The organism is Xanthomonas sp. CPBF 426, assembly GCF_903989465.1.
In the GTDB taxonomy this organism is placed as follows: Bacteria; Pseudomonadota; Gammaproteobacteria; order Xanthomonadales; family Xanthomonadaceae; genus Xanthomonas; species Xanthomonas euroxanthea.
On the sequence record NZ_LR861805.1, the window covers coordinates 998864 to 1016663 of the forward strand.

Consider the following 17800-nt stretch of genomic DNA (forward strand, 5'->3'; position numbering starts at 1 on the left):
CCTAGAGCAGGGGGTGACCGCGGGCAAGGCGAGCAGCATTCAGGCCCCGCCCGTTGACCCGCAGGCGAGCCAGGGCGGGCGCGGGCAGTTCCCTGCGTGCGGGCGGGCGAGCCGCCCTTGCGCAAGGTCATGGATCGGGGGGCATCGATTCGCTGCCCGTGCGTCGCCTGCAAAGACCGCGCCCCGAAGCGCGATCACCCGACCGGACGCCGCTTTTCCCCTCAGCCATCGATGAAAACCGGTGGTGCTTGCGCGCATACCGGTGTGGGACCTTGAGCGGCATGGATGCCGCGCCAGCGCCTACATGGACGTACTTGCGGCGTGTCCCACGCCGGTACGCGTGCAAGCGCCCGCAGCAGACCGAAGCATTCGCGTGGAACTCTAGATGTGGTGCACAAGATTGATCGGTGTGCGGAGTCGGTCGGCGGCGCGGCGCCGCATCCAATGTCGGGACACGCCGTAAATCCGTCCCTGGAGGCTCGGTGGCGGCATCCATGCCGCCACACGGTCCCGCCCCCGGACGCGACACCGCGCTCCCAACATTGCCGCCGCTGAAAGGCAAGCAAGGCTTCAAGCACGTGTCGATGGCTGTGGACTCCGTGGCCGATGTAATCGGTAAGCCATCCATCTGCTGTCACGCCGCCAGGAATGGACGCTCGGAAGAACGTGCAGCTCATCTGGCTGTTCGCATTTCATTCCGGAACCGATAGCAACCGGTGGTGCTTGCGCGCGTATCGGTGTGGGACCTTGAGCGGCATGGATGCCGCGCCAGAGCCTACATGGACGTACTTGCGGCGTGTCCCACGCCGGTACGCGTGCAAGCGCCCGCCGTAGACCGAAGCTTCCACGTAGCACCGGCAGATCTCATGCGCAGGGTCGGTCGGTGTGCGGAGTCGGTCGGCGGCGCGGCACCGCATCCGGTGGCGGGACACGCCGTAAATCCGTCCCTGGAGACTCGGTGGCGACATCCATGCCGGCAGACGGTCCCGCCCCCCGGACGCGACACCCCGCTCCCAAGCTTGCCGCCGCTGATTGGCAAGCAATGCGTCAAGCAGGTGTTGATGCCCGTGGACTTCGTGGCCGATGTGATCAGTAAGCCATCCATCTACTGTCATGTCGCCAGCGATGGTGACGCTCCCAAAGACTTGCAGACCACCGGGCCCTCGGCATTTTCTTTCCGCAACCGACAATAACTGGTGGTGCTTGCGCGGGTGTCGGCGTGGGACCTTGAGCGGCATGGATGCCGCGCAAGCCTGTCGCGCCGGCAGCACCACGTCCTACACTGCGCACGCCGATCCGGGGCAGGGCGCCGCGGAGGTTGTTGGAGTGTGCCAATGCATTACCGTCGTCTGGGGTCCACCGGGCTGCAGCTGTCGGCCCTGTCGTTCGGGGCCTGGGTCACCTTCGGCAAGCAGATCGGGCGCAGCGAAGCGCGCAACCTGATTGCCGCCGCCTGGGACAACGGCGTCACTTTCTTCGACAACGCCGAGGTCTACGCACGCGGCCGCGCCGAAGAGGTGATGGGCGATGTGATCGCCGACCTGCGCCTGCCGCGCGACGGGTACTGCGTGTCGAGCAAGGTGTTTTTCGGCGCGGTGGACAGCCCGCGCCCGACCCAGCGCGGGCTGTCGCGCAAGCATGTCACCGACGCCTGCCATGCCGCACTCAAGCGCCTGCGGGTGGACTATCTGGACCTGTACTTCTGCCATCGGCCCGATTCGGACACGCCGATCCGGGAGACCGTGCGCAGCATGGATGCCCTGATCCGCCAGGGTAAGGTGCTGTACTGGGGTACCTCCGAGTGGAGCGCCGAGCAGGTGCGCGAGGCCATCACCATCGCCGAGCAGGAACACCTGCACGCTCCGTCGATGGAGCAACCGCAGTACAACCTGCTGCACCGCGACCGGCTGGAACGCGAATACGCGCCGCTGTGCGAGGGCGGGCTGGGCACCACGATCTGGTCGCCGCTGGCCTCGGGCCTGCTGACCGGCAAGTACAACGCCGGTGTAGACGCCGATAGCCGCCTCGGCCAACCGGACAATCACTGGCTGCAGGACGAAGTGCTGGGCGCGCCGGAAGCGCGCCGCCTGGAACGCGCCCGCGCGTTCTGTGCACTGGCCGCCGAGCTGGGCCAGTCGCCCGCACGCCTGGCCATCGCCTGGTGCCTGCGCAACCCGCACGTATCCACGGTGATCCTGGGGGCCAGCCGGGTGGCCCAGCTGGAAGAAAATCTCGGCGCGCTGGACACCTTGACCCAGGTCGATGCCGCCGGCTGGGCGCAGGTGGAGGCGGTAACGCGCTAAGAGCACGCCACGCACTGGGGGTGGTGCGGCTGCAAGGTTGTCGGCTTTGTCTTGCTAGCCGACCGAGCCGGTGAGGCTGCGTCTTCCCTGTCGTGCACGCCGGCCAGGTCGCTGTGGCGTCAGGCGCTGGCTGCTTCTCGCTCGACCAGAAACGCATGCCAGAGCGATGTGATCGAGCCGCGATCATCGCGCAGAAGACAGCGCTGGATGGCTTGGCTGGAATACTCCGATAGATTTTGTGAATCGAAAATGTTCAGTCCATGCAAAGATCGTGTGGCGAAGATGAGAATGGCTCTTGATCATTAAATGAGAATGGTTATTATTTGTCTGGCCAACCGACTGGAGATCCAGATCATGACCGCTCATCCCGTGCTGCTCCGCTCCGAACCGGTCAACCTGCGCGACCGCGCTGCTCCGCGTGCCGTCCCAGCAGAAGACCTCATCAGCAGCGAGGCGCTGCTCAAGGGCCGTCGCGAAGTGCTGATCCAGCATGGCGACCGCGTCTATCGCCTGCGCCATACCAGCAACGACAAGCTCATCCTGACCAAGTAAGCGCCTTGCTCCGATCCGCGCCTTGCGCAGGGTCGGACCGTCTGTCGCGGGCGTTGCCGCCGCCGTCCGCGCACCCCACGCTGTTCCCCGGCGGCCGGCCGCGGCCTTGTCTGCAGCACACGCTGCCGGGAATGTCCTTTCAAGGGTTCCCGATGAGTCGCCTGCATCCGCTGGTGGTCGCGCTGTCGCTTGCGCTGCCTGCCGTTTCGTCGTGTGCCCACGCTGCCGACCTCGCTGCCGCGGATGACGGCGCGCGCGAGGTCCACGACTTCGACCGGCTGCAGGTCACCGCCACCCGTACCCAGCGCGCCCTGGTCGATGTGCCGAGCACGGTGGATGTGATCGACCGCGAGCAACTGGACAATCAACTGGTGCGCGAGCTCAAGGATCTGTTCCGCTACACGCCGGGCGTGTCGGTCACCAGCACCAGCGGCCGCTTCAGCGGCGCCAACGGCATCCGCATCCGCGGGCTGGATGGCAACCGCGTGGCGATCCTGGTCGACAACGTGCCGGTGTCGGACACCTTCAGTTTCGGCAGCTACCTTAACGCCAACCGCAACTTTGTCGATCTGGAAACGCTCAAGCGCGTCGAAGTGGTGCGCGGGCCGGCCAGCTCCCTGTACGGCTCCGACGCCCTGGGCGGCGTGGTGGCCTTCGTCACCAAGGACCCCTCCGATTACCTGCGCGCCGACAGGCACAGCTATGTCGGCCTGAAGTTCGGCTACGAAGGCGACTGGAACGGCCTGTTCGCCGGTGCCACCGGTGCGTTCGGCGGCGAACGCTGGAGCGGCATGGTGGCGGTCAGCCATCGCCAGGGCCAGGAGGCGCAGAACCAGGGCGACATCCGCAGCCGCGATGTCACCCGCACCGCGGCCAACCCGCAGCGCATCGATGGCCGCAGCGTGCTGGCCAAGCTGGTGTACGCGCCCAGCGCGCAGCAGCGCTTCAAGCTCACCGTGGAAGGCAACGAAGACTACGGCAGCATCGAGGCATTGACCGGCATCGACCCGCGTGTGACCACCCCATCGTTGCGCATCCTGTCGCAGGACGGGCGCGACCATCAGACCCGTGCGCGCGTTTCGCTGCGGCACGAACTGGATGCGCTGGGCTGGTCGCTGGCCGACGACCTGCAGTGGCAGCTGTATCGCCAGGACAGCGAGAGCCTGCAGCGCACCGACGAGCTGCGTGGCAACAACACCCGCCGGCATAACGAACACAACTTCGATCAGCGCGTGTACGGCCTGCTGGTCAACGCACACAAGGCCATCGACACCGGCACGCTCAGTCACGCCATCACCTATGGCCTGGACGGTACCTGGACCGACACCCGCGCCAAGCGCGATGGCTACTCGGTCAATCTGGCCAATGGTACCATCACCAATCGCGTGGGGCAGGACGTGTTTCCGGTGCGCGACTTCCCCAAGAGCCAGACCACCAAGCTCGGGTTGTATGCGCAGGACGAGATCGGCCTGTTCGATGGCAAGCTGTCGCTGACGCCGGGCGTGCGCGTGGATTATTTCCGGCTGTCGCCGCAGGTGGACGACATCTTCCGCGAAGACAATCCCGGCGTTGCCGCCGAGACCATCGACGAGACCCAGGTCTCTCCCAAGTTCGGTGCATTGTGGCGGTTTTCGGACGCCTGGTCGGCCTATGCCAATTACGCGCACGGCTTCCGCGCACCGCCGTACAACGACGTCAATATCGGCTTCACCAACCTGCAGGCGCGCTACACCGCCATCGCCAATCCGGACCTGAAATCGGAAACCAGCCGCGGTGGCGAGCTGGGGCTGCGCTTCAATGATGCCATCGGCTATCTGGGCGTCAGCGTGTACTACACCGACTACCGCAACTTCATCGAATCCTATGCGCCGGCCGGCTTCAACGCCGACGGGCTGATGCTGTTCCAGTCGCGCAACGTGGACGATGTGGTGATCAAGGGTGCCGAAGCGCGCGGCGGGATCGATCTGGGCGCCCTGGCCGGTTGGCAGGGCTGGTCGCTCAACAGCGCCGTGGCGTACTCGGAAGGCGACAACCTCACCGACGGCACCCCGCTCAACTCGGTCGACCCGCTGCGCGGCACGCTCGGCGTGGCCTTCGACAGCGATGGCTGGGGCGCGGAAGTGATCGGCACCTTCGTCGCACGCAAGCGTCGCCCACAGCTGGACAGCTATTACACCCCGGCCGGCTACGCCACGCTGGACCTGATGGGGCATTGGGAGTTCGCACCCGGTGCCAAGGTCACCGCCGGCATCTTCAATCTCGCCGACCGCCGCTACGTGGACTGGAACGCGCTGCCCAACGGCACGCTGGCCAGCAGCACGGTGCTCGACCGCTTCACCGGCGCCGGGCGTACCGCCTCGGTCAGCCTGGCAGTGAGCTGGTAGCGGCCATGCCCATCGCCCGCCCGCTGCCGTCGTTGTCGCATGCACGTGCCACCCGCGCCGCGTTGCCGCGGCCGCAGCAGCTGGCCGCGCTGGGCACGGTGCTGTGTCTGTATCGGCCTGCCTTGGGCAACGAACTGGACGGCTGGCAGCACGCGGTGGATGCGGCGGCGTGCCGGCAGGTCGACAGCGATGGCGTGCGCGAAAGCATCTGGTTCTTCGATGCCGAAGGGCAGTGCTGCTGGCGGATCTGCCTGTTGCCTGACAGCGACTTCCTGGTCTGGGATCGCCTGGTCTCGCGCCTGCCGCCGCTGCCGGTGGAAACCCATGAGCTGGGCGTCGGGGAGCGGCTGTGGCGTCGCCTGGCCGGACGCATGCGGGGGCAGGCGTGGCGATTGAGCGCGCTGCGGCTGCAGACCGCCGCCACCGGCGAGCAACCGTTTGTCGCCAGCCTAGCGAGCGTGTCGGCGCTGGGCGCCGAGGTTGCCGCACGCCTGGCACGCGAGGAGGGCATCGACGGACGCGTGGCGGTGGACGATTGCTGCTGCGCACGCGCTGCCGCCTTGCGCACGGCCTCCGCCACATCCAGCAACACCAACCCATCCGACATGACGACGGCGCTGGTGCGCCTGCGCCGCTGACGGTCTCCAACACTCCCGAGAGTTCCGAATGAGCCGACTGTTTCCCCGTTGCATCGCAGTGACGCTGAGCCTGTTGCCGTTGATCGCCGCCGCCGACGTCCAGCGCGACCGCCAGAGCATCCTGGCAATGCAGGGCGAATACGCGGTGGACTTTGCCTTTGACGAAACGGTGCTGCTCAAGCCCGGCTACGAGCGTGCGTCGGCCATGCGCAGCGGTGCCAGCGAAGTGGTGATCGTGGTGGAGGATTCACCGCGCAAGCTGGTGCTGCAGCACCTGCTGGTGGATGAGAAAAGCAAGCATGTGACCAAGCACTGGCGGCAGGACTGGATCTACGAAGCGCCGCAGCGGTTCGAGTTCAGCGCCGATCAGACCTGGACGGTGCATGCGCTGCCGCCGGCAGTGACCACCGGCGCCTGGACGCAGTGCGTCTACGAGGTCAGCGACGCGCCGCGCTATTGCGGCACCGGTCGCTGGGACTATGCCGACGGCCATCCCACCTGGACCAGCGATCTGAGCTGGCGCCCGTTGCCGCGCCGCGAGTACACCAAGCGCAGCGACTACAACGCGCTCGCGGTGATCAATCGCCATACGCTCACGCCCAACGGCTGGACCCACGAACAGTTCAACACCAAGGTGCTGCGCAAGCCCGACGGCAGCCAGGAAGCGATCGCGCGCGAGTTCGGCTTCAACGATTACCGCAAGACCAGCGAGGTCGACTTCGCCCCGGCCTATGCGTACTGGAAGGGCACCCAGGGCTACTGGGCCAAGGTGCGCACGCGCTGGGCCAGGTTCCTCGACACGCCGCCTGGCGTGCATCTGAAGACCAAGCCGGACGGCATGGCGATGATCATGCCGATGTTCCAGCAGGCCGAGGCGGTGCAGGACGGCAAGCGGGTCAAGGACGCGCAGCTGGACGCGGTGTTCGCGCAGTGGGTCGAACCGGCGAACTAGCCACCCCGGTTGTAGGAGCGCACCAGGGCGCGACGTGGCATTCCCGATAACGCCCGACATGTCCGACATGCCCATCGCGCCCGACACGCCCATCGCGCCGCGGGACGCTCCTGCGAGGTCGCGCCCTGGTGCGCTCCTACCGGCGAGACGGCGCTTGGTCGTTATTCCTTGAACATCAAAAACGCCGCGACCAGTATCAAGCCGAACGCGGCCCAGTGATTCCACTTCAACGACTGGCCCAGGTAGAACGTCGAGAAGCCCGCGAACACCAGCAGCGTGATCACCTCCTGCATGCCCTTGAGCTGCGGCGCCGAATACACCGCGCTGCCCAGCCGGTTGCCCGGCACCTGCAGGCAGTATTCGAAGAACGCGATGCCCCAGCTGACCAGGATGGCGATCATCAGCGGCGTGCTCTTGTACTTCAGGTGCCCGTACCAGGCGAAGGTCATGAACACATTGCTGGCGATCAGCAACAGCACCGGATACAGATAGGCAGTGAAAGGAGCGGTAGGCATGACGGCAGGCGGCAGGAGAGGGGCCGGCAGCATAAGCCAGGCCCGTTAAGCGCACGCGACCGTGCCGATGAGCCCGGCACGCGGGCTCAGGCCGTTGGTGGCCGGCGCGGCACGTTCATCTGCAGCGTGGCCAGGCAAAGCGCCTGCCCACGCATCGCGGCGCCCGGGGTTCCCGCGGTCATCCCGCTAGCGCTGCATGCCCCAGCGGCGCACGGTCAGCCGCTCGATGGCCTGAAACACCACGCCCTCCACCAGCAGGCCCAGCACGATCACCATCGCCAGGCCGGCGAACACCCGGTCGGTATACAGCTCGTTGCGGTTCTGGAAGATGTACCACCCCAGGCCGCCCTGGCCGGAGGTGGCGCCGAACACCAGTTCGGCCGCGATCAGGGTGCGCCAGGCGAAGGCCCAGCCGATCTTCAGCCCGGACAGGATCGCCGGCAGCGCGGCGGGAATCAGCAGTTGCGCCACGTAGCGCGGCCCGCGCAGCCCGTAATTGCGCCCGGCCATGCGCAGGGTTTCCGGCACCGCCTGGAAGCCGGCGTAGGTGGTCAGCGCCAGCGGCCACAGCACCGAATGCACCAGCACGAACACCAGGCTGCCGGTGCCCAGGCCGAACCACAGCAGGGCCAGCGGCAGCAGCGCGATGGCCGGCAGCGGATTGAACATGGCTGTCAGCGTGCCGAGCACGTCGCGGCCCCAGCGCGTGGAGGCGGCCAGCGCGGTCAGCACGAAGGCCAGCACCACGCCCAGCGCGTAGCCCTGCGCCAGCACGCGCAGCGAGGCGCCCACGCGGCGCAACAACTCGCCCGACAGCAGCCCGTCGTAGAACGCGCGTGCGGTCTGCAGCGCGCTGGGCAGCATCAGATCGTCGCCAACCACGCGTGCGGCGATCTCCCACACCGCGATCAGCACCACCAGCACCAGCGCCTTGCGCAGCCACGGTGGTGCCTGCCAGCGCGTCGGCGCGGCGGCTGCAACCAATGCGGGATCCAGCGGCTGCAGGGCCACTTCGTACTCGGCCCGCACCGGTGGCAATGGCGGCAGCGCGGTGGCGTTGCCGCCGCTCATGGCAGCACCTCGCGCTGGCGCTCGGCAGGGCGACGCAATGGCGCCACCTTGGCATCGTCCAGGGTGTCGTCGGGCAGGTCGAACAGTAGCCGATGGATCCGCTGCGCGGTCTGCTGGAACGCCACGCTGCCGGCGCTGTGCGGGCCGAACGCATGCGCGTTGAGCTCGGCGCGTACCTGGCCCGGATGTGGCGACAACAACAGCACGCGGTTACCGACCACCAAGGCCTCCTCGATCGAATGGGTGACGAACAACAAGGTGAAGCGCGATTGCTCCCACAGCTCCAGCACCTGCTCCTGCATGCGCGAACGCGTCAACGCATCGAGCGCGGCGAACGGCTCGTCCATCAACAACACGCGCGGCCGCATCGCCAACGCGCGCGCAATCGCCACGCGTTGCTTCATGCCGCCGGACAAGGTGTGCGGATACGCCTGCGCAAACGCGCTCAGCCCGACCTGCGCCAGGCTGTCGTCGGCACGTTCGCGCGCTTCGGCACGCGACAGCTTGCGGGCGGCACGCAGGCCGAACACCACGTTCTCGCGCACGGTCTTCCAGGGCGCCAGCTGGTCGAATTCCTGGAACACCACCACCCGGTCCGGTCCGGGTCCGGTGACCGCGTTGCCATCCAGGCGGATCTGCCCCTCGCGCGGGGTGACGAAGCCGGCCACCGCCTTGAGCAAGGTGGATTTGCCGCAACCCGACGGCCCCAGCAGCACGAAGCGATCGGCCTCATGTACGTCGAAACGCACGCGGTGGGTGGCACGCACCACGCGCTGCGCGGAGGCGTATTCCAGGCTGACGTGGTCGACCTGCAGCAATGGTGTGGGCGTGGCCATCGCTCAGCTCCCGCCTGCGATCAGCGGATCGTCGAAGAAATAGTCGCCCAGCTTGCCCGGCGTCTGCTTGATCGCGCCGCTGTGCTGCATGAACTTGCCCAGTCCCAGCGTGTTCTGCGGCACCACGGTGAACTGTACCTTCGGGTCCTTGAGGATCTGCAGCACCAGCGCGCGATCGATGCTCGAGCCATTGCGACGCAGGAAGATATCCGCCGCCTGCTCCGGATGGGCGGTGACAAAGCGCGCAGCCTGATCCAGCGCCGCGACGAACGCGCGGTAGGTCTTGGGATTGTCGCGGCGGAATTTCTCGGTGGCATACAGCACGGTGGCCGACGAGGGGCCGCCTTCGATCTCGTAGGAGCTGGTCACGATGTGCGCGGCCGGATTGCGCGCCAGCTCCTGCTCCTGGAATGGCGGGCTGGCGAAGTGGGCGGTGATCTCGGTGCGGCCGCGGATGATCGCTGCGGCCGCGTCCGGATGCGGCAAGGCGACCTGCAGCGGATCCAGCTGGTGGGTGCCCTTGTCGCCCCAGCGCTGCTGCGAGGCATGCTGCAGGAAACGCGACTGCACCGAGACGCCGGTGGCCGGCACCGCGATGCGATCCTGCGGGGTGAAATCGCCGATGGACCTGATGCGCGGATTGTTGCTGATCAAGTAGTAGGGGAAGTTGCCCAGCGATGCCACGCCGCGCACGTTCTGGCGGCCATGGGTGCGGTCCCAGATGGTGAACAACGGCCCGACGCCGGCACCGGCGATATCGATCGACCCGGTCAGCAGGGCATCGTTGACGGCCGCGCCACCGGACAACTGCAGGAACTGCACGTCGATGTCCACGCCGGCCGCCTTGCCCTGCTGCTCGATCAGCTTCTGATCCTGCGCCACGTCCAGCAGCAGGTAGACGATGCCGAACTGCTTGGCGATGCGCAGCTTTCCTTCGGCCTGTGCCTGTGCGGTGTGCAGTAACGGCAGTGCGGCCAGGAGCAGCAGCGCAATACGCCGGGAAACGCGTCGGCGCTGCGGACGCGCGTGAGAGGTGACGGTCAAACGCATGCGGCGCTCCAGTCGGGAGGGGGAGGGGATGGCGCGTTTCACAGCGCATCACGCGCTGTAAACCGTGCGCGAGGCGGCACCTTGGCTAGAACGGCGCATCGCCTTCGATGGTGGTGCGGTTGAGGCGGCGCCGCAGGTGATCGGGCGTGCCGGCGGCCAGATGCATGACCGAGCGGTTGTCCCAGAACACCATGTCGTGCGGCTGCCAGCGATGCCGGTACACCAAGGCATCGCGGGTGCTGTGGTCGAACAGGGCCTGCAGCAGCGCGGCACTCTCGTCGTCGGGCAGGCCGACGATGCGGGTGGTGAAATGCTCGCTGACAAACAGCGCTTTCCGGCCGGTTTCCGGGTGCGTGCGCACGACCGGATGCTGCACCGGTTTCACTTCGGCGATCTGTTCCGGCGTCAGCGCCGGGCGCCACGGATTGCGCGCACGCAGTTCCTCGTACTTGGCCAGGTAGCTGTGCTCGGCACGCAGGTCCTGCACCGTCTGCTTGAGCGCGGCGGGCAGGGTCTGCCAGGCCAGGTGCTGGTTGGCGAACAAGGTGTCGCCGCCTTCGCTGGGCAGTTCCTGCGCGTGCAGCAGCGATCCCAGACTGGGGGTGTCCTTGTAGGACAGATCCGAGTGCCAGTAGTGGCCGGCGTCGCCCAGGCCGATCGGCTTGCCGTTTTCCTTGATGTTGGAGACCACCAGCACCTCCGGATGCCCGCGTAACTGGAAATTACGCAACACATGGATCTGCAGCGGGCCGAAGCGACGGCTGAAGGCGACCTGCTGCGCCGGCGTGATGCGTTGCTCGCGAAACACCAGCACGTGGTAGTCCAGGTGCGCCTGGTGGATGCGCGCGAAGGTCTCCGCATCCAGCGGCTGCGACAGATCCAGGCCGATCACTTCGGCGCCCAGCGGGGCATCGAACGGCACGATCCGGACACTGGAAGCGTGTTCGGCGGAAACCGCATCGCGCGGCGGCTGCGCACGTGCAGCAGAAGGGACGCTGGCCATGACGGTGGCACCTCGACGGCAACGAAGGGCCGCCTGGGCCGGCGGCCGGACACACCATTGTAGGCAGTCCGCTCGCCGCTGCGAACGTACGATTGGCAAGGTGCTTATGCGCTGCCGGTATATGCACCGGGGCGATGGAACGCAAAAGGGCGACGCCTGCGCGCCGCCCTGCTCACGTGTCCAGCCAACCCGGCCTCAGTCGGTCCGCAGTGCCAGCGCCGGCGGCGTGGACAGGATGCGGCGCGTGCCCGACCAGCCGGCCAGCAGGCTCAACGCAAGGCCAAACGCGCCGCCGAGCAGCAGGCGCGGCCAGTCCGGCGTCAATGCGATCTCGAACGCCTTTTGCCCAACCACCGCACCGATCACCGCGGCGGCGGTCACCGCCAGCGTCGCCGCCAGCAGACCGAGCGCGCCGAACTCCACCAGCACCGCACCACGCAACTGGCCGCGACGCGCGCCCAGCGTGCGCAGCACCGCGCTGTCATAGCGGCGCTCGCCGGCGGTGGCCTGCAAGGCCGCCAGCAGCACCAGCACGCCGGCCAGCAGGCTGAAACCCATCACCAGTTGCACCGCCTGCGCCACCTGGTCGATCACCTCGCGTACGCGGCCGAGGATCGCATCGATGTCCAGCACCGAAATGTTGGGGTAGTCGCGGCTCAGCGACGCCAGCTTGGGCGCGTTGCCGGGCGGCAGGTGGAAGCTGGAAATCAGGTTGTACGGCGCATCGCCGACCGAGCCCTGGTTGAGCAGTAGGAAGAAATTGACCCGGAACGAGTCCCAGTCGGCCTTGCGGATGCTGGTGACGGTGAAGCTGCGCTGCTGCTCGCCCAGCAGCAGGGTGATGCGGTCGCCCAGTTTGAGCTGATACCGCTGCGCCCAGCCTTCTTCCACCGAGGCCTCCGGCGCGGTGCTGTCGGCCGCCCAGAACTTGCCTTCCAGCAAGGTGTTTGCCGGCGGAAATGCATGCCGCCAGGAGAAATTGACCGGCCGGTTGTCGCCGTCGCCATCGTCGGCCGGATCGCGGTCGCCGCGCAGTGGCGGCTTGTCGTTGATCGCCACCAGGCGCCCGGTCGAAAACGGCTCCACGGCCGCATCCTGCACACCCAGGCCGCGCAGCGTCTGCAGCACCGGTTCGGTCTGCTCGGGCTGGATATTCATCAGGAAATAGTTGGGCGTGTCCGCCGGCAGCCGATCGCGCCATTGCCCGAGCAGGCCGGGGCCGACCACCGCCAGCAATAGCAGCGCGCACAACGACAGCGACAGCCCGACCAACTGCACCACGCTCAGCCCGCGGCGCCGCGTCAGCGAAGCCAGCCCCAGCTTCCAGGCGCCGCGCAGGCGGTGCTGGATCGGCCGCAGCAAGGCCAGCAGGCCAAGCCCCAGTGCCATCGCCACCAACGCCAGGGCGGCCAGCCCGCCGAGCACCCAGCCGGCCAGCACCAGGTTGCCGGTCGCATACACGGTCAGCGCCAGCGTGGCCGCCAATGCCGCGGCGTAGACCAGCAGGGAACTCGGCGGCACCGCGGCAAAGCTGCGGTTGAGCACGCGCATCGGCGGCACGTTGCGCAGCCGCAGCAGCGGCGGCAGGCCGAAGCCCAGCAACAGCACCAGGCCGATGCCTGCACCGGCCAGGGCCGGGGTGGCCTGCGGCAACGGCAGCCGGTTCGGGATCAGGCTGCCCAGCGCCTGCACCAGGCCTTCCTGCGCCAGCATGCCCAGCCCGATCCCGACCAGGCAGGCCGGAATCGCGGTCAGCAGCAATTGCAGCGACAGCATCGCCAGGATGTCGCGCTGGCGTGCGCCCAGGCAGCGCAGCACCGCCACCGTGTCGATCCGGCGCATCGCAAAGCGGTTCGCTGCCAATGCGGTCGCCACACCGGACAACAGCACCGCCAGCAAGGCCGACAAGGCCAAAAAGCGCCCCGCACGATCGAACGCTGCGCGCATGCCGCGCTGGGTGTCCTCGATGCCGACCAGGCGGAATTCGCTGGCGCGCGGTTTCAGCCAGGCGCGCAGTTCGGCGATGGCATCGGGCGCACCGGAGAACATCAGCCGGTACGAAGCGCGGCTGCCGGGGCCAAGCAATCCGGCACCGTCGATATCGGCGCGATTGACCAGCAGCGGTGGCGACAGCTGCATCAGCTCGCCGGACGCATCCGGCTCTGCGCGCAGCACGCCGGTGATGGTGAGGTGGCCGGCACCGAACTCCAGCTGTTCGCCCACGCGCAGGCCCAGGGCCTCTAGCAGGCGGGGGTCGGCATAGGCCTGGCCCGGCGGCGGTGCGCCCGCAGGCGTGCCCTGCATGCCGGCGCTGTCCCTGGACACCAGCAACTGCCCGCGCAGCGGGTAGCCCGCGCCAACCCCGCGGATATTGGCCATCTGGCTGGCCTCGCCGTGAAACAGCACGCTGGGGAAGCTGACCATGCGCGTGCTCTGCAGGCCGCGGCGTTGCGCTTCGGCGGCGAAGTCGGCCGGGATTTCCTGGCGGCCGGTCACGCCCAGATCGCCACCGAGCACCTCGGCCGCGCTGGAGGTCAGCGCCAGGGTCACCCGATCGACCAGCGTGCCAACCGCCGTCATCACCGCCACGCCCAGCACCAGCGCGGCGAACACGGTCAGCAGGTCGCCGGCCAGGAACTCGCGGCGCACCGCGCGTGCGGCTTGGCGCAGCACGTTCATGCGGCCGGACCGGTCTGGGCGTGCAGGCGGCCGCTGTCGATGCGGTAGATATGCTTGCAACGCTGCGCCAGCGTCATGTCGTGGGTCACCAGCACCAGGGTGGTGTCGCTGGTGGCATTGAGCGCGAACAGCAGGTCGCTGATCTGCGCGCCGGTGGTCTGGTCCAGGCTGCCGGTGGGCTCGTCGGCAAACAGGATGCGCGGTCTGGCCACGAATGCGCGTGCCAGCGCCACGCGTTGCTGCTCGCCACCGGACAGCTGGCGCGGGTAGTGGCGCGCACGCGCGCTCAGGCCGACTGCCTCCAGTACCTCGCGTACCCGCGCCGGGTCCTCGCGCCCGGCCAGTTCCAGCGGCAGCGCGATGTTTTCTTCGGCGGTCAGCGCCGGCAGCAGATGGAAGCTCTGGAACACGAAGCCCACCTCGCGCGCGCGCAGGGCGGCACGGGCCTCTTCGTCCAGCTGGCCCAGCTCCTGGCCGGACAGCGCAATGCTGCCGCGACTGGGCAGGTCCAGCCCGGCCAGCAGGCCGAGCAGGGTGGTCTTGCCCGAGCCGGATGCGCCGACGATGGCGATACTGTCGCCTTCACTGACCGTCAAGCTGACCTTGTCGAGGATGTGGAGTGTTCCCTCCGGTCCACTGACGGACTTGCCGACGTCGCGGACGTCGATGGCAATGCGGGTACTGGAGTGGGGGGCCAGACTGTCGATGAGGAATCTCCGAATGCGTGAAAGAACACTGCGATATGGCGTGCTGGTCCTGTGGCTGCTGACACTGTCCCTGCTCGCGCCGGGAATTGCCTCTGCCAAAAGTCCGGTGGCGACCGCCCCGATCCTGGTCGTCGGCGACAGCCTGAGCGCTGCGCACAACATCCCGGTGCAGTCTGGCTGGGTCACCTTGCTGGACCAACGCCTCAAGCGTGACATGGCGACGCCACCGGCGGTCGTCAATGCCAGCATCAGCGGTGAGACCACCTCCGGTGCATTGACGCGGCTGCCCGGCCTGCTGCAGAAGCACCACCCCGGCGTGGTGGTGATCGAACTCGGCGGCAACGATGCGCTGCGCGGCCTGACCCCGGCCCAGCTGAAGGGCAACCTGGAAAAGATGATCCAGCTCAGCCAGCAGGCCGGCGCGAAGGTGCTGCTGCTCGGCATCGATGTGCCGCCCAACTATGGCCCCGCCTATCGCGACCGCCTGAAGGCGACCTATGCCGACCTGTCCAGCCAGTACAAGACCGCATTGGTGCCGTTCTTCCTGGAAAAGGTCGCGCTTCAGCCAGGCCTGATGCAGGCGGACGGCCTGCATCCCACTGCTGCGGCCCAGCCCAGGGTGCTGGAAACGGTGTGGCCCGCGCTGCGCCCCCTGCTCGGCCGTTGACGGCCGGCGGCCATCGCGCGCCGCCACAAAACGTTAGATGGTCTTCACGCCCTTTCCACTGCCGATCCGGCATGTTTCACAAAGCTGAAGACCGAGGAAAGTCCATGCGTCAGACCAAGGAAACGTCCGGCCTCGTGCTGGTCGTTGAAGACAACCGCAATATCTCTGAAATGATCGGCGAGTACCTGGAAGGCCGTGGCTTCGAGGTCGACTATGCGCAGGACGGACTCGACGGCTACCGTCTGGCCGCCGAGAACAGCTACGACGTGGTCGTGCTGGATCTCATGCTGCCACGTCTGGACGGCATCGAAGTGTGCCGCCGCCTGCGTAACGACGCACGCAAGTCCACCCCGGTGCTGATGCTGACCGCCCGCGACACGCTGGACGACAAGCTCACCGGCCTGGGTTTCGGCGCCGACGACTACCTGACCAAGCCGTTCGCGATCCAGGAACTGGAAGCGCGCCTGCGTGCCCTGATCCGTCGCGAGCGCCGCCAGGTCGGGTCGGAAGTGCTCAAGGTCGCCGACCTGGTGCTCGATCCGGTCAGCATGCGCGCCACCCGCGCCGGCACCGAGCTGCAGCTCTCGCCGATCGGTCTGCGGCTGCTCACCATCCTGATGCGCGAGTCGCCGCGGGTGGTGACCCGCCAGGAAATCGAGCGCGAGATCTGGGGCAACGGGTTGCCGGATTCGGACACCCTGCGCAGCCATCTGTACAACCTGCGCAAGATCATCGACAAGCCGTTCGATCGCCCGCTGCTGCACACCGTGCAGAGCGCCGGCTATCGCATTGCCGACATCGCCCAGCCGATGGCCTGATGTCGCCGGCCGGCCGCCATGCTGGCGGCCGGCCACCTCCTGTAGGCGCCCACGCGCCGCTCGTTTCCGCGCGCTGCCGTCTGGCTGCACGACGGGCTTACGGAAGCGTTGCCTATAATCCGGCGCTCTCCCCTGGATGCAGCAATGCCGCACGGGCTTCCACGAAAAATACGTCTGGCCTTCCTCCTGCAGGTCGCTCTGGCGAGCCTGGCGATCGTGCTGGGTGGCTATCTGCTGTCGTTCGTCATCAAGTACAGCCTGGTGCGGACCGTGCTGGCCGACGAGGCGGTGCATTTCTGGCGCGTGCACAAGGACGCACCGAACAACCCGCCGCCGAATACACGCAATATCCAGGGCTATTTCTTGCCTGCCGGCCAGGGCCGCGACACGGCGCCGGCGGAGTTGCAGCGGTTGTCGCCAGGCTTCAGCGAAGTGGCTGCCGCCGATGCCCTGGTGTATGTCGATCAACGTCCGGAAGGGCGTTTGTACCTGGTGTTCCCACGCTCGCGTGCGGCCCATCTGACGCTCTGGTTCGGAATCGTGCCGGCGATGCTGGTGCTGCTGGCGATCTATGGCGTGTTCTGGGTGACCTACCGGATCTCCAAACGCCTGGTGTCGCCGATCAGCTGGCTGGCACGGCGCGTCTCGCAGTGGGATCCGCGCAACCCGGATGTCGACGAACTGGCACCGGACCGGTTGCCCGCCGACCTGCAGGGTGAAACGCGGCAGCTGGCCGCTGCCCTGCATACGCTCGGGCAGAAGGTCAGCGACCATGTCGCGCGCGAGCGCAACTTCACCCGCGATGCCAGCCACGAACTGCGCACACCGTTGACGGTGATCCGGGTGGCCAGCGACATGGCGCTGGCCGACGACGAATTGTCGCAACGCACCCAGCGCAGCCTGCGCCGGATCCAGCGCGCCGGCCGTGACATGGAAGCGGTGATCGACGCCTTCCTGATCCTGGCGCGCGAAGCCGAGATCGACCCGCAAAGCGAGACCTTCGATGCCGCCGAACTGGCCAGCGAGGAAGTCGATAGCGCCCGCCAGCTGCTGGGCGACAAGCCGGTGTCCCTGACGATGGTCGGTGACCGCAGCCTGCAGATGTTCGCCCCGCCGCGAGTGATGCGCGTGGTGCTCAGCAACCTGCTGCGCAATGCATGCGCCTATACCGATACCGGCAGCATCGAGGTGGAAGTCACCCAGGACCGCATCATCGTGCGCGATACCGGGATCGGCATGAGCGAAGAGGCGCGCGCGCGCGCGTTCGAGCCGTTCTTCCGCGCCGATCCCACCCGCCCGCAGGGCACCGGGCTGGGCCTGTCGATCGTGCGCCGGCTGTGCGATCGCTTCGGCTGGCGGATCGAACTGCATAGCGAGTCCGGTGTCGGCACCTCGGTTGCGGTGGTGGTGGCCTGAGGGAGTAGTGGCCGTAGCGGCATGTGGGTGCCAGCAATCTGCCACTGACCAGGGAGATGCGCCGCATGCGCCAGGGCGCCGGTTGCGGCTGCCGATGCTGCTGTTTTCCACCACATGGCAACGAGGCTGCGTGCCGTGCCGATCTGCCGCAGACGCCAGGTGCCTCTGCGGGATCGGTGACGCAATGGTTTGATCTGGCGAGTGCAACG

General features: G+C 67.5%; 15 protein-coding genes. 8 read left to right on the forward strand and 7 right to left on the reverse strand.

Translation table 11 applies throughout. The features are described 5' to 3' along the window. The first annotated feature begins 1334 nt into the window (after positions 1–1334). From H7A87_RS04110 to H7A87_RS04130, 5 genes are all read left to right on the forward strand, one after another. Complete coding sequence (locus tag H7A87_RS04110) at positions 1335–2303, forward strand: aldo/keto reductase (protein ID WP_119129647.1); 969 nt, start codon at positions 1335–1337, stop codon at positions 2301–2303. A 312-nt stretch (positions 2304–2615) separates the two neighbouring features. Next, positions 2616–2855 carry a hemin uptake protein HemP gene (locus H7A87_RS04115; protein WP_024938306.1) on the forward strand — a complete coding sequence of 80 codons (240 nt, stop codon included), beginning with the start codon at positions 2616–2618 and terminating at the stop codon, positions 2853–2855. 152 nt (positions 2856–3007) lie between these two features. Next, the gene (locus H7A87_RS04120) at positions 3008–5239 is read left to right on the forward strand and encodes a TonB-dependent hemoglobin/transferrin/lactoferrin family receptor (RefSeq protein ID WP_119129648.1); all 2232 of its coding nucleotides are present in this window, start codon (positions 3008–3010) and stop codon (positions 5237–5239) included. Positions 5240–5244: 5 nt separating this feature from the next. After that, the gene (locus tag H7A87_RS04125; protein ID WP_119129649.1) at positions 5245–5877 is read left to right on the forward strand and encodes a Hemin transport protein; all 633 of its coding nucleotides are present in this window, start codon (positions 5245–5247) and stop codon (positions 5875–5877) included. 28 nt (positions 5878–5905) lie between these two features. Next, the gene (locus H7A87_RS04130; protein WP_119129650.1) at positions 5906–6829 is read left to right on the forward strand and encodes a DUF6607 family protein; all 924 of its coding nucleotides are present in this window, start codon (positions 5906–5908) and stop codon (positions 6827–6829) included. Positions 6830–6990: 161 nt separating this feature from the next. Here H7A87_RS04130 and H7A87_RS04135 read toward each other — a convergent pair whose 3' ends face one another. From H7A87_RS04135 to H7A87_RS04165, 7 genes are all read right to left on the reverse strand, one after another. After that, complete coding sequence (locus H7A87_RS04135) at positions 6991–7344, reverse strand: DMT family protein (RefSeq protein ID WP_024938302.1); 354 nt, start codon at positions 7342–7344, stop codon at positions 6991–6993. 186 nt (positions 7345–7530) lie between these two features. Continuing rightward, positions 7531–8415 carry an ABC transporter permease gene (locus tag H7A87_RS04140; RefSeq protein ID WP_119129651.1) on the reverse strand — a complete coding sequence of 295 codons (885 nt, stop codon included), beginning with the start codon at positions 8413–8415 and terminating at the stop codon, positions 7531–7533. Next, positions 8412–9251: an ABC transporter ATP-binding protein gene (locus H7A87_RS04145; protein ID WP_115676154.1), complete on the reverse strand. Its 840-nt coding sequence runs from the start codon at positions 9249–9251 to the stop codon at positions 8412–8414. The genes H7A87_RS04140 and H7A87_RS04145 overlap by 4 nt, the downstream gene beginning before the upstream one ends. 3 nt (positions 9252–9254) lie before the next feature. After that, positions 9255–10301 (reverse strand): ABC transporter substrate-binding protein, encoded by a 1047-nt coding sequence (locus H7A87_RS04150; RefSeq protein ID WP_119129652.1) that lies wholly within the window; start codon positions 10299–10301, stop codon positions 9255–9257. An 85-nt stretch (positions 10302–10386) separates the two neighbouring features. Then, positions 10387–11304 carry a TauD/TfdA family dioxygenase gene (locus H7A87_RS04155; RefSeq protein WP_119129653.1) on the reverse strand — a complete coding sequence of 306 codons (918 nt, stop codon included), beginning with the start codon at positions 11302–11304 and terminating at the stop codon, positions 10387–10389. 195 nt (positions 11305–11499) lie between these two features. Next, on the reverse strand, positions 11500–13983 hold the full coding sequence (locus tag H7A87_RS04160) for an FtsX-like permease family protein (RefSeq protein ID WP_119129654.1): 2484 nt from the start codon (positions 13981–13983) through the stop codon (positions 11500–11502). Continuing rightward, a complete protein-coding gene (locus H7A87_RS04165) occupies positions 13980–14579 on the reverse strand; it encodes an ATP-binding cassette domain-containing protein (protein ID WP_104586218.1) in 600 nt (199 codons plus the stop codon). Before H7A87_RS04165 ends, H7A87_RS04160 begins: the two co-directional genes overlap by 4 nt. Before the next feature lie 109 nt (positions 14580–14688). Here H7A87_RS04165 and H7A87_RS04170 point away from each other — a divergent pair, with 109 nt between their 5' ends. The 3 genes from H7A87_RS04170 (at position 14689) to H7A87_RS04180 (ending at position 17591) form a co-directional block, all read left to right on the forward strand. Further along, on the forward strand, positions 14689–15357 hold the full coding sequence (locus H7A87_RS04170; RefSeq protein WP_180496888.1) for an arylesterase: 669 nt from the start codon (positions 14689–14691) through the stop codon (positions 15355–15357). Positions 15358–15461: 104 nt separating this feature from the next. Beyond that, complete coding sequence (locus H7A87_RS04175; protein WP_002811889.1) at positions 15462–16175, forward strand: response regulator transcription factor; 714 nt, start codon at positions 15462–15464, stop codon at positions 16173–16175. A gap of 144 nt (positions 16176–16319) precedes the next feature. After that, positions 16320–17591 carry a HAMP domain-containing sensor histidine kinase gene (locus H7A87_RS04180; RefSeq protein WP_104586222.1) on the forward strand — a complete coding sequence of 424 codons (1272 nt, stop codon included), beginning with the start codon at positions 16320–16322 and terminating at the stop codon, positions 17589–17591. Positions 17592–17800: the final 209 nt, after the last annotated feature.